The sequence below is a fragment of the Streptomyces sp. NPDC051051 genome, from assembly GCF_040682975.1.
Lineage (GTDB): Bacteria > Actinomycetota > Actinomycetes > Streptomycetales > Streptomycetaceae > Streptomyces.
In genome coordinates this window covers 1-13,157 of the sequence record NZ_JBFBCB010000030.1, presented here as the reverse complement: position 1 = coordinate 13,157, position 13,157 = coordinate 1, and the positions used below count along the sequence as shown (strand labels likewise).

Sequence of the window (13,157 nt, the reverse complement as noted above, 5' to 3'; positions counted from 1 at the left end):
TTCGAGCGTCGTGACGACCGGGGTGGCTTCAACCGGGACCGTGACGACCGTGGCGGCCGTCCCGCCTTCAACCGTGACGACCGCGGTGGGCGTCCGTTCGAGCGTCGTGACGACCGTGGCGGCCGTCCCCCGTTCAACCGTGACGACCGCTCCGACCGTGGTGACCGTGGCACCGACCGCGGTGGCTTCAACCGTGACCGTGACGACCGTGGTGGGCGTTCCTTCGAGCGCCGCGACGACCGCGGTGGCTTCCGCCGCGACGACCGCGGCGGGCACCGGGGCAGCGACCGTCCGTTCAACCGCGACCGCCGCGACGACCGTCCCGGCACCGGCTTCCGAGCCGGCGGTCACGAGCGTCCGGCCGCCCGCCGTGACGACCACCGTGGCACCGGCACCGGCGGTTCCTTCGGGCGCCGCGACGACAAGCCGCGCTGGAAGCGCAACGGCTGACCTCAGCTGAGGTGACACGAACGCCGTGGCCCCCCGATCCTTCGGTGGGGGCCACGGCGTTTTCCGTACGCGCACGTTCGGAAAACCCTTACTACGGGGCTATTCGGCGGCTGTAAGGTCAGACGACTTGTGAGACGGATGTGAAGGCCGGGGGGCCGTGGACGCTGAGAGTGTCCGGACCGTCTCCTTCCCGGGGAGGGAAACTTCTTGCCGCGTCATGGCTTCGTACGTCTGCGTCTTATGGCCGCGTCCGCCGTACTCGCTGCTGGTCTCGGCCCGCTGCTCCCGGCCTCGACCGCGGCGGCGGACGTGCCGCAGGGGACGGTGGTTCCGGCGACGTTGCGGGATGACGGACTGTCTGCGCTGTTCTGGTCCTCGTCGTCCACTTCCGGTCACGACTCGGCAGGCGCGCAAGGGGTCTTCCACACGATGGAAGGCGTCAGTGGCCTGCTGTGGACGCGGTACGCGGACGGTGAGTCGGCGCGGGTGCCGGCGTCTCCGCCCGGGACGACCGCGATGCCGAGCAGTACCGACGTCCTGGCGTACAAGCACGCCGACGGCAGTGTCGACTTCTGGGACGCGAGCGACGGCAGCACCCGTACCCTGCGCATCCCGGACGGACTCGGGTACGTCACGTCCTACGACCACTTGACGGTGGCTCACCGGAACGAGACCGCCGAAGACGGCACGACCACCCGGATCATGCATCTGCTGACGCCGGGACCGGAGGGAACCACCGGGGACGTCACCGTCACCGGAGGTCCGGCCCGGCTGGTGCTCGGGCAGCCCGCCGGCGCGGACGCCGGGATGGTTTACTTCCGCGCCTCCGTGGACGGGCAGCCGGGGGTGGCCGCCGTGGACCGCGCGACAGGTGAGGTGCGCGGCTGGAGCGGCCCGATCCCCCTCTCCTACAGCAAGGTGGTCCTGGGCGGTGGCCGTGTCGTCGTCGCCGCGAGCGACAAGGCCACGGTCCTCGTGTTCCCCCGCGACCTGTCGGCGGGCCCTGTCGAGGTCCGGCTTCAGGGCGTCAGTGACGTACCGAACGTCACACGCGAGCTTGCCGTCGTCGGTGACTGGCTGATCAGCGGGACCTACTCGACCACCGCGCAGTCCCTCGTCGACGGCAAGCGGGTGACCCTGCTGCGCACCTCGCAGTACGCGACCGCGGTCGGGCCCGCCGGTACCGCAGTGAAGATCGGCTCGCCCCCCGACGGCGTGGCGGGCATCCACCGGATCACTCCGGACGCCGACGGCGGCCCGCCGGTCGTGACGCTGGCCAAGCCGCTGCCCAAGCCGCCGCTGAAGATCCAGGGCCTGTCCCTGGAGCAGGGACGGCTCGTCGGCATGGACGTTCACTACGGCATACGTGCCGACTGGACACGGACCGTCGCCCCGTCCGGCACCCCCACCTTCGGTGCGCGCAGCTACTTCACCACCGATGTCCGGATGGCCGCCTGCGCCGCCACCGACGTCGCCTGCGCCCAGGTCCGCGGGACGGCCGACGGCCGTATCGCCTGGCTCGAACACGACGAGGGAAGCGACCGGATCAGGGTCCACGGGCCCGGTGTGAACGGCCTCTGGGAGCGCACGGGTCTGGCCACGGGCGGAGAGATCACCGACGTGTCGGGCCGGTATGTGCTCCACACGGCGCCCACTCGGCAGGACGTCTACCGGATCGGCGACGCGGCCGGCCCGGTCGTCACCCGCACGCCCGGTGCGGCCGCGCTCTCCGGTGATGTCCTGTGGACCGCCGGGACGGCCCCCGGCAGCGTCAGAGCGTACGACCTGACCGCGAAGAGGACCACCGGGACGTTCACCACCGACGCCGGCTGCGCGCCCGCCGAACTCCAGGCGATGGGCCGCTGGCTGTACTGGAACTGCGGCGACACGGCCGGGGTCTACGACCGCACGACGCGGAAGTCCGTGCCCGTCCCGCCGGACGAGGCCGAACTCGGCGACGGGTACGTCGTCACGCACGACGAGCGGGCCGGAAAGTTGACGCTGACGACCGTGGCCGACGGGACCGCCGAGAGCCGGGTCATCGGCGACCTGCCGGACACCGGGGTGTCGCAGCGGGACGTGCGCTGGACGGTGGACGAGTCAGGGGCGAACGCCGCCTTCGTCGACGGCGAGGAGCGCGTGCATCTCGTGCCGTCCGGCGTACCGCAGCAGCCGCTGCGTCTGCTGGAGCCGGCGCGCAGCGCGACGGAACTCGCCCCCTCCACGACAGCCCTCACCACCCTGCTGCTGTCGAAACCGGCCGCAAGCTGGAACCTGTCCGTGCGCAGCAAGGCGACGGGCAAGGCCGTCGGCGGCACGGACGGTGGCGCCGTGCGCGGCGAGTTGACCGTCCCGTGGAGCGGCGGTCATTCGACCGGATCACCGCTGCCCAACGGGTCGTACGACTGGACGCTCTCGGTCGTGCCCGCGGACGGTGTGGGCTCTCCGTTGCAGGTACGGGGCACGGTACGGGTGGTGCGCGGCGCGGCGGTGTTCCACGACCACGCGGGCCCCGGCCTGCCGGACGGCACCGGCGACCTGCTCACGCTCAGCTCCACCGGCACCCTCACTGTTCAGCAGGGCACGGGCAGGGGCACGTTCACCGCGAACGCGGGCGGCAAGGGATGGCCGACGGGCATCAGGGCCCTGTCGACGGGCGACCTGAGCGGGGACCGCTGCAACGACGTCCTCGTCCGACTGAGCAGCGGGGCGGCACGCCTGTACAAGCCGGCCTGTAACGCGGTCCTCGCGCCGTCCACCCCGTACACGACCGTCGCGACCGCCGGCTGGAACACCTTCGACGTCCTCACCGCTCCCGGGGACGTCAGCGGTGACGGCCGCCCCGACCTGATCGCCCGCAAGGCCGCCACCGGCGTCGTGTACCTCTACAAGGGCACGAGCGCGGGACGGCTGGCCGCGCCGGTGAAGCTGTACGACAACTGGAAGACGTACAAGAAGGTCGTCGGGGCCGGCGACCTGAACGGGGACGGCGCCGGGGACCTCCTCGCGCAGGACAAGGCGAACAACCTGTACCGGTACTACGGGACGGGCAAGGGGACGTTCTCGGGGCGCGTGAAGCTGTACGCCGGCTGGGGTGCCTCCTACAACGCGCTCGTCGGCGTGGGCGACGTCACCGGGGACGGGAAGGCCGACCTGGTGGCACGGGACACCGCGGGCGTGCTGTGGCGGATGCCCGGGACCGGCAAGGGCACCTTCTCCGCACGGGTGAGGACCGCCACCGGCTGGCAGGGCTACAAGGGCCTCTTCTGACGGGCCTTCCGGAACCCGCAGGGGTTCTTTCTGGCCAAGTTGTGACGTGTGTCACGCCCCCGGTGAGGGAATTGCTGGGGACATGACAGATGACGGCACGGCGGCCGGCCTCTCGGACGAGGAACGGCTGGCCCAGCTCGGATACACGCAGGTCCTCGCGCGCCGGATGTCGGCGTTCTCCAACTACGCGGTCTCCTTCACGATCATCTCGGTCCTGTCGGGCTGCCTGACGCTGTACCTGTTCGGCATGAACACCGGCGGCCCCGCCGTGATCACCTGGGGCTGGGTCGCGGTCGGCCTGATGACCCTGTTCGTCGGGCTGTCGATGGCCGAGATCTGCTCGGCCTACCCCACCTCGGCCGGCCTGTACTTCTGGGCCCACCGGCTGGCGCCGCCCCGCAGCGCGGCCGCCTGGGCCTGGTTCACGGGCTGGTTCAACGTGCTCGGCCAGGTCGCCGTGACGGCCGGCATCGACTTCGGCGCCGCGTCCTTCCTCGGCGCCTGGCTCAATCTCCAGTTCGACTTCGAGGTCACGCCCGGCCGGACGATCCTGCTGTTCGCGGGGATCCTCGTGCTGCACGGCCTGCTCAACACCTTCGGGGTGCGGATCGTCGCGCTCCTCAACAGCGTGAGCGTGTGGTGGCACGTCCTCGGTGTGGCCGTGATCGTCGGCGCGCTGACCCTCGTACCGGACGACCACCGGTCGGCGTCCTTCGTCTTCGGCGAGTTCGTCAACAACACCGGCTGGGGCAGCGGCGTCTACGTCGTCGCCCTCGGCCTGCTGATGGCCCAGTACACCTTCACCGGATACGACGCCTCCGCCCACATGACCGAGGAGACCCACGACGCGTCGACCGCGGGCCCCCGGGGCATCGTGCGGTCCATCTGGACCTCGTGGATAGCGGGTTTCGTCCTGCTCCTCGGCTTCACCTTCGCCATCCAGTCCTACGACGGCGCCCTCGGCTCCCCGACCGGCGCCCCGCCCGCCCAGATCCTCCTCGACGCACTCGGCGCCACGGCGGGCAAACTGCTGCTCCTCGTCGTGATCGGCGCGCAGCTGTTCTGCGGGATGGCCTCCGTCACCGCCAACAGCCGCATGATCTACGCTTTCTCCCGCGACGGGGCCCTGCCCTTCTCGCGGCTCTGGCGCACCGTCAGCCCGCGCACCCGGACCCCCGTGGCGGCGGTCTGGCTCGCGGCCGGCGGCGCGCTGCTGCTGGGCCTGCCCTACCTCATCAACGTCACGGCGTACGCGGCCGTCACCTCCATCGCCGTCATCGGCCTCTACATCGCCTACGTCATCCCGACCCTGCTGCGGCTGCGCAAGGGCGACGACTTCGCCCGCGGCCCCTGGCACCTGGGCCGGTGGTCCCGGACGATCGGCGTGATCTCCGTCCTCTGGGTGGGCGTCATCACCGTCCTGTTCATGCTCCCCCAGGTCTCCCCGGTGACCTCGGAGACCTTCAACTACGCCCCGGTGGCCGTCCTGGTCGTCCTCGGCTTCGCGGCCGTGTGGTGGTTCGCCTCGGCGCGGCACTGGTTCCTCAGGCCCGTCGACGGGCAGGTGGTCCCCCGCGAGGCGGCGGAGATGACGGCGGAGCCGGTCGATCCGTGACCGGTCTTCGCCGCACGGCGCGGCCGTGTCCCGATACCCGATCGGCGACACGGCCACCTCCGGCTATGCTCGGGGAGGCAACATCGCCTGGGCCCTTAGCTCAATTGGCAGAGCAGTGGACTTTTAATCCATTGGTTGTGGGTTCGAGTCCCACAGGGCCTACCAGAGAGCCCCCGCACCGGAGTCTTCCGGCGCGGGGGCTCCGGCGTTCCCGGGGACCGGTCGGCCGTTGACGACGACCTCGGCCGCGTTGCCGGTCGGGCCGGCGGCGATCACCACGGCGGTGCCGGTGGGGGCCGGGGACGCGGGAACGCCGGATCTCACAAACAAATGTGAGTTCTCACATTCAGATGATAGAAATGACCTCATGGGAGTCGCCGACCGTCTGGACCTGACCCTGCGGCTCGTCCAGGGAGCCGCGGGGCAGGTGTCCGTCGCCGAACTCGCGCAACGGCTCGGGGTGTCCGAGATGACCGTCCGCCGCGACCTCGACGCGCTGGAGAAACAGGGCCTGGTGCGCCGGGTCCACGGCGGGGCCGTACCCGCGCGGGCCCGCGAGGAGGGCGCCGGTTTCGACGCGCGGGAGGCGTGGCAGGGCGCGACCAAGGACCGGCTGGGCGCGGCCGTCGCCGACCTGGTGGAGCCGGGGACGCGGGTGCTGCTGGACGCCGGGACCACCACCGTGCACGTGGCCGAACACCTCGCCGCGCGCGGGCCGTTGACGGTCGCGGTGCTCAGTCTCCAGGCGGCGGTACGGCTGGCCGACCGGCCCGGCGTCGAACTGCTGGTCGTCGGCGGCCGCTCGCGGCCCGGCGAGCGGTCCCTGGTGGGGCCGCTGGCACTGCGGACCCTGGAGTCCCTCGCCTTCGACCTGTTCGTCATGTCCATCGGCGGGGTGCACGCCGGGCACGGCTGGTCGGAGTTCTCGCTCGACGACGCGGCCGTGAAACGGGTGGGGCTCGGCCAGGCGGACCGCACGGTCGCGGTGGCCGACGCGACGAAGCTGGGCGTGCGCGCCTTCAACCGGGTCGCCCCGCTCGACGCCGTCCACGCCTTCGTCACCGACGGCGCGGCGGCCGGCCCCGACACCCACCCCGCGGGCCCGGAGACCCTCCGGGCGCTGCGCGAGGCCGGCGTGGAGACGCTGCTGGTCTGAGCGCCGGTCCACCGCTGGTCCAGGACGTCCGTCCGCCCACCGAGCCGAGGAGTGAGCCCGTGTCCCACCCGCCCCTGATGATCCTCGTCGCCGGCCCGTACCGTTCGGGCACCGGCGACGACCCCGCGAAGCTCGCCGCGAACGTACGGGCCATGAACGAGACCGCCCTCGTCCTGTTCCGGGCCGGGCACCTGCCGGTCACCGGCGAGGCGCTGGCACTGCCCCTGCTGGAGACGGCGGGCAGCGGCGGTCCCGGCGACCCGCTCTTCGACGAACTCTTCCACCCCGTCGCCGAGCGACTCCTGGACCGCTGCGACGCCGTCCTGCGGATCGGCGGCCCCTCACCGGGCGCGGACCGGATGGTGGAGCGGGCGCACGCGCGCGGCAAGGACGTCTACGCGGACCTCGCCGACGTGCCGGCCGCCGGCGGCACCCGATGACCGCCCCGACGGGCCGGCCGGGCATCGACGTCCCCGACCCCCGCGGCCGTACCGGACTCGACCGCCAGGGCCGCGACCTGACGGGCAACGCGCGCGTGCGCGTCGTCGACGTCGAGGTGCTCGCCTGCGACTGGTCGGTGCTGCGCCGCACCACCTTCGACTACCGGCACGGTGACGGCCACTGGAGCCGCGAGCGGCGCGAGACCTACGACCGCGGCGACGGCGCGACCATCCTGCTCTACGACCCCGACCGGCGCACGGTCCTGCTCACCCGTCAGTTCCGGCTGCCCGCGTACGTCAACGGCCACCCCGACGGCATGCTGCTGGAGACCGCGGCCGGACTGCTGGACGGCGACGACCCGCGGGAGGCGGTCCGCCGCGAGGCGGTGGAGGAGACCGGCCGCACCGTCCACGAGGTCGAGCACGTCTTCGACGCCTTCATGAGCCCCGGCTCGGTCACCGAACGCCTGAGCTTCTTCGCCGCCCCCTACGACGGCTCGGCGCCCGGCGTGGAGCGGGCCGGCCTCGCGGCCGAGGGGGAGGACATCACGGTCGTGGAACTGCCCTTCACCGAGGCGCTCGCCCTGGTCCGCACCGGCGGGATCGCCGACGCGAAGACCATCATGCTGCTCCAATGGGCGGCGCTGGACGGGCCGTTCGGCCGGAGCCGGCCGGCGGGGGAGAGCCGGTCGCGTCCCGACTCGTGAGTTCGGTGGACTCGGTGCGTTCGGTCAGGTCGGCCAGGGGCAGGGTGTGCCGGGTCGTCAGGACCTTGGCCCGCAGGTAGCGCACGTTGTGCGGGGTGGTGAAGACGCCGGTGGGCACGCGGTCGCGGACGTCGACGCCCCGTCCGCGGAGCTGCTCGGCCTTGTCGGGGTTGTTGGACAGCAGGTCCAGCTCCGTGACGCCCAGGGCGCGCAGCATCTGGGCGGCGGCGGTGTAGTCCCGGGCGTCCTCCGGCAGCCCGAGGGCGGCGTTCGCCTCGTAGGTGTCGAGGCCCTGGTCCTGGAGGGCGTACGCGTCGAGCTTGTTGTAGAGGCCGATGCCGCGGCCCTCCTGGCGCAGGTAGAGCAGGATTCCGCCGCGGTCGGCGATGCGCTCGACCGCCTCGCGCAGCTGCGGGCCGCAGTCGCAGCGGGCGGATCCGAGGACGTCGCCGGTCAGGCACTCGGAGTGCAGCCGGACGAGCGGGACGGGGCCGGGGTCGCCGAGGACGACGGCGACGTGCTCCTGGCCGTCGGCGAGGCCGTGGAAGGTGACGAGTTCGGCGTCCACCGAGTAGCCGTCGTGGAAGCGCAGCGGTACCCGGACGCGGGCACGCCGGGTGGCGGCGGGGGTGTCGAGCATGCGGGTTCTCCGGGTCCGGGGGACAGTGCGCACGGCTTCTGCTTCAGATTTGAAGCAGATCTCCTGTTCGTGACCCTACCGCATGCTTGAAATTTGAAGCAATGGAATGGTGCGGTGGCTCACGGGCGGGGCCGTCGGCTCACGACGCCCCGGAACAGGGCGAGGAGCGCCGGCGCCACGGCGGATCCTCGGGCGCGGCCTCGCCGCCGCCTCCCTGGAGACCCCGCGCGACCTGCGTGAAGATCTCCTCCAGCTGTCCCACCTGCTCGGGCGTGAGCCGGTCGAAGAGCAGGCCGCGCACGGTCTCGACGTGACCGGGCGCCGCGCTCTCCAGGACCGCCATGCCCGCGTCCGTCAGGACCGCGACGCTTCCCCGCTTGTCCGACCGGCAGTCCTCGCGTCGCACCAGCCCGTCCTTCTCGAGCCGCGTCACGGCGTACGTCAGCCTGCTGCGGGTGGCCTTCAGGTGCTCCGCCAGGTCGGTCATGCGCAGCCGCCGCTCCGGCGCCTCGGAGAGGTGGGCGAGGATGGAGTAGTAGGCGTGGGGCATGCCGGCCTCCTGCTGGAGCTGCCGGTCGATCGCGTCCTCCAGGAGGAGGTATCCGGCGATGTACGCGCGCCAGGCGCGCTGCTCCTCGGGGGAGAGCCAGCGGGTCGTCATGCGGCCAGTGTAGTTTTGTTTCAAACTTGAACCAAGCCCGTCCGGGTCACCGCCCTCGCACCGGGCACCGCCGTCCACCGACCCCGAGACGGGCCCCGCCGTGCCGCCGGACCCCGTCCCCGCCCGTTCACCGACCCCGACCCCGGAGAGACCCGCGCCGATGCCGTACCCGTACGTCCTGCTGTCCGCCGCCGTCTCGCTCGACGGCTACCTCGACGACACCGGCCCCGACCGGCTGCTGCTGTCCGGCCCGGCCGACTTCGACCGGGTCGACGAGGTGCGGGCCTCCGTCGACGCCATCCTGGTCGGGGCCGGCACGATCCGCGCCGACAATCCACGCCTGCTGGTCAACTCGCCCGTCCGCCGCGCCGCCCGGGTGGCCGCCGGGAAACCGGAGTACCCCCTCAAGGTCACGGTCAGCGGGACCGGCGAGCTGGACCCGGCGGCGCAGTTCTGGCACACCGGCGGGGAGAAGGTCCTCCTCACCACCGACGCCGGTGCGGACCGCGCCCGTGCCCTCGGCCTTGCCGCGGACGTCGTCCCGCTGGGCCCCGGCCTCGACTGGCGCCGGCTCCTGGAACACCTCCACGACGTGCGGGGCGTGCGGCGCCTCATGGTCGAGGGCGGCGGCACGATCCACACCCAGCTCCTCCAGGAGGGCCTCGCCGACGAACTCCAGCTCGTCCTGGCCCCCCTGTTCGTGGGCGACCCGGACGCGCCCCGGCTGTTCGGCCCCGGTGGCTATCAGGGCGGACGCCTGCGGCTGGTGGGGACCCGGCGCATCGAGGACGTGGTCCTCATGTCGTACGAGCCCACCGCGCCCGGTACCGGGCCGCTGCCCGCCGCCGCCGACCGGCACTGGCTGGCCCTCGCCTGCGAGCTGGCCGTCGCCTGCCCGCCGTCGCGGACCGCGTTCAGCGTCGGCGCGGTCGTGGTGGCGGCCGACGGCACGGAGCTGGCGCGCGGCCACTCCCGCGAGGCGGGCGATCCCGTCGTCCACGCCGAGGAGGCGGCCCTCGCCAAGATCGACCCCGCCGACCCCCGGCTGGCCGGCGCGACCGTCTACAGCAGCCTGGAACCCTGCGCCCGGCGCTCCTCCCGGCCGGCCCCGTGCGCCCGTCTCATCCTCGACGCGGGCGTGCGCCGGGTCGTGACGGCCTGGCGGGAGCCGGACACCTTCGTCACCGACGCCGACGGGAGCGGCCTGCTGGCCGCGGCGGGCGCGGACGTCGTCGTCCTTCCCGAGTACGAGGAGCAGGCGAAGGCGCCCAACGGCCATCTGCTCCGCCGGACCCCCTGACCGGTCCTCCGGGGCCGACCGTGGTTCTGAGCGTCCCCCGCGTGGCGTAGACTGGTGTCACACCGACGCGGGGTGGAGCAGCTCGGTAGCTCGCTGGGCTCATAACCCAGAGGTCGCAGGTTCAAATCCTGTCCCCGCTACTCAAGGCCGAGGGCCGGAATCCTGATCACGGGATTCCGGCCCTCGGTGCGTCAGGGCGATCCTTCCCGTCACGGACGGTGAACGCCTCGGAGCCCTGCGCATAACATCTGAGTCACCATCAAAACCCCGGTGACCGCTGAACCGTTCGGGCGGCCGGTCAACTCGCCCGTTTTTCATCGGTCCTGGGCTGAAAGTCCAGGCCATGAATGTTGTTGATCAAGCCGAACGGCTTGGAATCCCGCCCCCGCGTCTATTAACGTTCGATAACGCAGCGCGGTCGTCCCAGCCGTCACAAGAGGCGGCTCCGCGCGCACGCGTCGAATCCCGCAAGGGAACCGGGGAACCACCAACTTGGGGTGAATCGCGCGGAAGCCGCCGTACAGTCACGGCCGGTATACGCGCGTAGGAGACCTTCCCGCTCCGAACCCGTCAGCTAACCCGGTAGGCGACGGAAGGAAAGGAGCACGCCCGCGTGGCGTCCAACCGGCCTGCCCCAGAAGCCCCCGCCGTGCCCGGCCAGCAGACCTTCGGCTACGGCACCTACCGTACCGACGAGGGCCCCTGGGAGGAATGGAACCCCACCGCGGACTCCGTTCGTCCGGTGCGCGGCAAGCACCGCGTCGCCAAGCAGCGCGGCGGACTCGCCCGCAGCTCCACCGTTCTCGGCGTCGGCGTCATAGCCGCCGTCGGCGGCGCCGGCATGGCCAGCGCCAACACCGGCAAGTCGCCCGTCTCCATCTCCATGCCCGACCTCCCCTCGGTGGGTTCCCTCATCTCGGACGACGACACCCCCGAGGAGACGGCGCCCGCGCTCAGCACCTTCGGCGCCTTCGGCACCGAGGCCGTCGCCGCCGACAGCGCCGACAGCGGTGCCGACGCCGGAGAGGCGCTGCGCAACCGGATCATGGCGCAGGCCGAGTCGCAGCAGACCCAGATGGAGACCAAGGCGCAGGAGGCCGCCGAGGCCGCCGCGGCCAAGGCCGCCGCCGATGCCGCCGCCAAGGCCGAGAAGGAGGCCGCGGCCAAGGCCGAGGCCGCCAAGAAGAAGGCCGCAGAGGAAGCCGCCAAGAAGGCGGAGGCCGAGCGCCTCGCCGAACTGGCCAAGCAGTACGCGCTGCCGACCTCCTCGTACACCATCACCTCGACCTTCGGTCAGGCCGGCGCCTACTGGTCCTCCGGGTACCACACCGGCCTCGACTTCGCCGCCCCCACCGGCACGCTCATCAAGGCCGTGCACAGCGGCACCATCACCTCCGCCGGCTATGACGGGTCGTACGGGTACAAGACCGTGCTCACCCTCGAGGACGGCACCGAGATCTGGTACGCCCACCAGTCCTCCATCGGCGTCAGCGTCGGCCAGAAGGTCGCCACCGGCGACATCATCGGCCGCGTCGGCGCCACGGGCAACGTCACCGGGGCCCACCTCCACCTGGAGGTCCACCCCGGCGGCAGCAGCACCGGCATCGACCCGGCCGCCTGGCTCCGGGACAAGGGACTCAACCCCTGAGAAGCCGCCGGAGAAGCTCCCCGGCGACCCGGACTCCGCCGGGTGCCCCGAGAGTCTCCTCGGGATCCCTGCCGGTCCCTGAGAGTCTCCTCGGGGCCCTGCCGGGTCTCCCGAGGTCTTCCGGGAAGTGTCACGGGGGTCGGTGAGGTCTACGCCCGGATGTTTCCCGGATGTTCGTGAACCCTGGCCGGAGGCGCGGAATGCGCGCCTCCGGCCAGGGTGTTGTCATCGGACATGACGTCCCTGCGCAAGCTCGGCTCCTCCGGCCTCGAGGTCTTCCCGCTCGCCCTCGGCGGCAACGTCTTCGGCTGGACCGCGGACGAGGAGGCCTCCTTCGCCGTCCTCGACGCCTACGCGGCCGCCGGCGGCAACTTCGTCGACAGCGCCGACTCGTACTCGTCGTGGGCCCCGGGCAACAGCGGCGGTGAGTCCGAGACCATCATCGGCAGGTGGACGAAGGCGCGCGGCAACCGCGACGACCTCGTGATCGCGACCAAGGTGAGCCAGCACCCCGACCACCAGGGGCTGACCGGCGCCAACATCAAGGCCGCCGCCGACGCCTCCCTGCGGCGCCTGGGCACCGACCGCATCGACCTCTACTACACCCACTTCGACAAGCCCGAGGTGCCCGTCGAGGAGATCGTCGGCGCGCTCGACGACCTGGTGAAGGCGGGCAAGGTGCGGCACATCGCCGCCTCCAACATCTCGCCCGGACGCCTGCGGGCCTCACTGGAGTTCTCCGACCGCGAGGGCCTCGCCCGCTACGTGGCGCTCCAGCCGCACTACAACCTGGTCTCCCGCGACACCTACGAGGGCGGACTCCAGGACCTGGTCGCCGCGTCCGGCCTCGCCGCCGTTCCGTACTACGCGCTGGCGTCCGGCTTCCTCACCGGCAAGTACCGCCCCGGTACGACGGTGGACAGCGCTCGCGCCCAGGGCGCCGCCAGGCACCTGGGGACCGAGCGGGGGCAGAAGGTGCTCACCGCCCTGGACGAGGTCGCCCGCGCCCATGACGCCGAGGTCGCCACGGTGGCCCTGGCCTGGCTCGCCGCCCGGCCGACCGTCGCCGCCCCGATCGCTTCCGCCCGCACGGTGGAGCAGCTCCCGGCGCTGCTGGCGGTGGCCGACCTGAAGCTGACGGAGGCGGAGATCACCCGTCTGACGGAGGCGTCCGCCTAGGGCGTGTTTCGAAAGTCCCGTCTGCCCGGCGACGCCTGGCACGCACGCTCGCCGCGTTGTCGGGATCGCCCCGATACAACCAGTATCGGGG

General features: G+C 72.1%; 10 protein-coding genes, 2 tRNA genes, 1 pseudogene and 1 riboswitch. Of the genes and pseudogenes, 11 read left to right on the top strand and 2 right to left on the bottom strand.

Annotated features, from left to right (window positions below; translation table 11 throughout):
• The 7 genes and pseudogenes from AB0N31_RS22395 to AB0N31_RS22365 form a co-directional block, all read left to right on the top strand.
• Window positions 1–450: pseudogene (locus tag AB0N31_RS22395) on the top strand (RNA helicase); the annotation flags it as partial.
• 429 nt (window positions 451–879) lie between these two features.
• On the top strand, window positions 880–3,720 hold the full coding sequence (locus AB0N31_RS22390; protein WP_366060160.1) for a VCBS repeat-containing protein: 2,841 nt from the start codon (window positions 880–882) through the stop codon (window positions 3,718–3,720).
• 82 nt (window positions 3,721–3,802) lie between these two features.
• Complete coding sequence (locus AB0N31_RS22385) at window positions 3,803–5,335, top strand: amino acid permease (RefSeq protein ID WP_366060159.1); 1,533 nt, start codon at window positions 3,803–3,805, stop codon at window positions 5,333–5,335.
• A gap of 89 nt (window positions 5,336–5,424) precedes the next feature.
• Window positions 5,425–5,500 (top strand) — tRNA-Lys (locus AB0N31_RS22380).
• Window positions 5,501–5,702: 202 nt separating this feature from the next.
• Window positions 5,703–6,491 (top strand): DeoR/GlpR family DNA-binding transcription regulator, encoded by a 789-nt coding sequence (locus AB0N31_RS22375; RefSeq protein WP_366060158.1) that lies wholly within the window; start codon window positions 5,703–5,705, stop codon window positions 6,489–6,491.
• A gap of 77 nt (window positions 6,492–6,568) precedes the next feature.
• Window positions 6,569–6,931 (top strand): DUF4406 domain-containing protein, encoded by a 363-nt coding sequence (locus AB0N31_RS22370; RefSeq protein ID WP_366060228.1) that lies wholly within the window; start codon window positions 6,569–6,571, stop codon window positions 6,929–6,931.
• Complete coding sequence (locus AB0N31_RS22365) at window positions 6,928–7,638, top strand: NUDIX domain-containing protein (protein ID WP_366060157.1); 711 nt, start codon at window positions 6,928–6,930, stop codon at window positions 7,636–7,638. Before AB0N31_RS22370 ends, AB0N31_RS22365 begins: the two co-directional genes overlap by 4 nt.
• Here the strand turns inward: AB0N31_RS22365 and ribA are convergent.
• Both ribA and AB0N31_RS22355 read right to left on the bottom strand, forming a co-directional pair.
• Window positions 7,553–8,278 carry a GTP cyclohydrolase II gene (gene ribA, locus AB0N31_RS22360; protein WP_366060156.1) on the bottom strand — a complete coding sequence of 242 codons (726 nt, stop codon included), beginning with the start codon at window positions 8,276–8,278 and terminating at the stop codon, window positions 7,553–7,555. The genes AB0N31_RS22365 and ribA overlap by 86 nt on opposite strands.
• Window positions 8,279–8,417: 139 nt before the next feature.
• Entirely contained in the window at window positions 8,418–8,939 is a 522-nt protein-coding gene (locus AB0N31_RS22355; protein ID WP_366060155.1) for a MarR family transcriptional regulator, read from the bottom strand.
• A gap of 160 nt (window positions 8,940–9,099) precedes the next feature.
• Here AB0N31_RS22355 and AB0N31_RS22350 point away from each other — a divergent pair, with 160 nt between their 5' ends.
• The 4 genes from AB0N31_RS22350 to AB0N31_RS22335 all read left to right on the top strand — a co-directional run bounded on the left by AB0N31_RS22350 (window position 9,100) and on the right by AB0N31_RS22335 (window position 13,066).
• On the top strand, window positions 9,100–10,239 hold the full coding sequence (locus AB0N31_RS22350) for a dihydrofolate reductase family protein (protein WP_366060154.1): 1,140 nt from the start codon (window positions 9,100–9,102) through the stop codon (window positions 10,237–10,239).
• Between the two features lie 66 nt (window positions 10,240–10,305).
• Window positions 10,306–10,379: transfer RNA gene (locus AB0N31_RS22345), tRNA-Met, on the top strand.
• A 306-nt stretch (window positions 10,380–10,685) separates the two neighbouring features.
• Window positions 10,686–10,845, top strand: a riboswitch (cyclic di-AMP (ydaO/yuaA leader).
• 7 nt (window positions 10,846–10,852) lie between these two features.
• A complete protein-coding gene (locus AB0N31_RS22340; protein ID WP_366060153.1) occupies window positions 10,853–11,887 on the top strand; it encodes a M23 family metallopeptidase in 1,035 nt (344 codons plus the stop codon).
• A gap of 234 nt (window positions 11,888–12,121) precedes the next feature.
• Window positions 12,122–13,066: an aldo/keto reductase gene (locus tag AB0N31_RS22335; protein WP_366060152.1), complete on the top strand. Its 945-nt coding sequence runs from the start codon at window positions 12,122–12,124 to the stop codon at window positions 13,064–13,066.
• The last annotated feature ends 91 nt before the right edge of the window (window positions 13,067–13,157 follow it).

Excerpts from the sequence above, each read along its gene's own strand:
- AB0N31_RS22390 (WP_366060160.1), top strand. The coding sequence starts at position 880 with ATGGAAGGCGTCAGTGGCCTGCTGTGGACGCGGTACGCGGACGGTGAG.
- AB0N31_RS22385 (WP_366060159.1), top strand. The coding sequence starts at position 3,803 with ATGACAGATGACGGCACGGCGGCCGGCCTCTCGGACGAGGAACGGCTG.
- AB0N31_RS22375 (WP_366060158.1), top strand. The coding sequence starts at position 5,703 with ATGGGAGTCGCCGACCGTCTGGACCTGACCCTGCGGCTCGTCCAGGGA.
- AB0N31_RS22370 (WP_366060228.1), top strand. The coding sequence starts at position 6,569 with ATGATCCTCGTCGCCGGCCCGTACCGTTCGGGCACCGGCGACGACCCC.
- AB0N31_RS22365 (WP_366060157.1), top strand. The coding sequence starts at position 6,928 with ATGACCGCCCCGACGGGCCGGCCGGGCATCGACGTCCCCGACCCCCGC.
- ribA (WP_366060156.1), bottom strand. The coding sequence starts at position 8,278 with ATGCTCGACACCCCCGCCGCCACCCGGCGTGCCCGCGTCCGGGTACCG.
- AB0N31_RS22355 (WP_366060155.1), bottom strand. The coding sequence starts at position 8,939 with ATGACGACCCGCTGGCTCTCCCCCGAGGAGCAGCGCGCCTGGCGCGCG.
- AB0N31_RS22350 (WP_366060154.1), top strand. The coding sequence starts at position 9,100 with ATGCCGTACCCGTACGTCCTGCTGTCCGCCGCCGTCTCGCTCGACGGC.
- AB0N31_RS22335 (WP_366060152.1), top strand. The coding sequence starts at position 12,122 with ATGACGTCCCTGCGCAAGCTCGGCTCCTCCGGCCTCGAGGTCTTCCCG.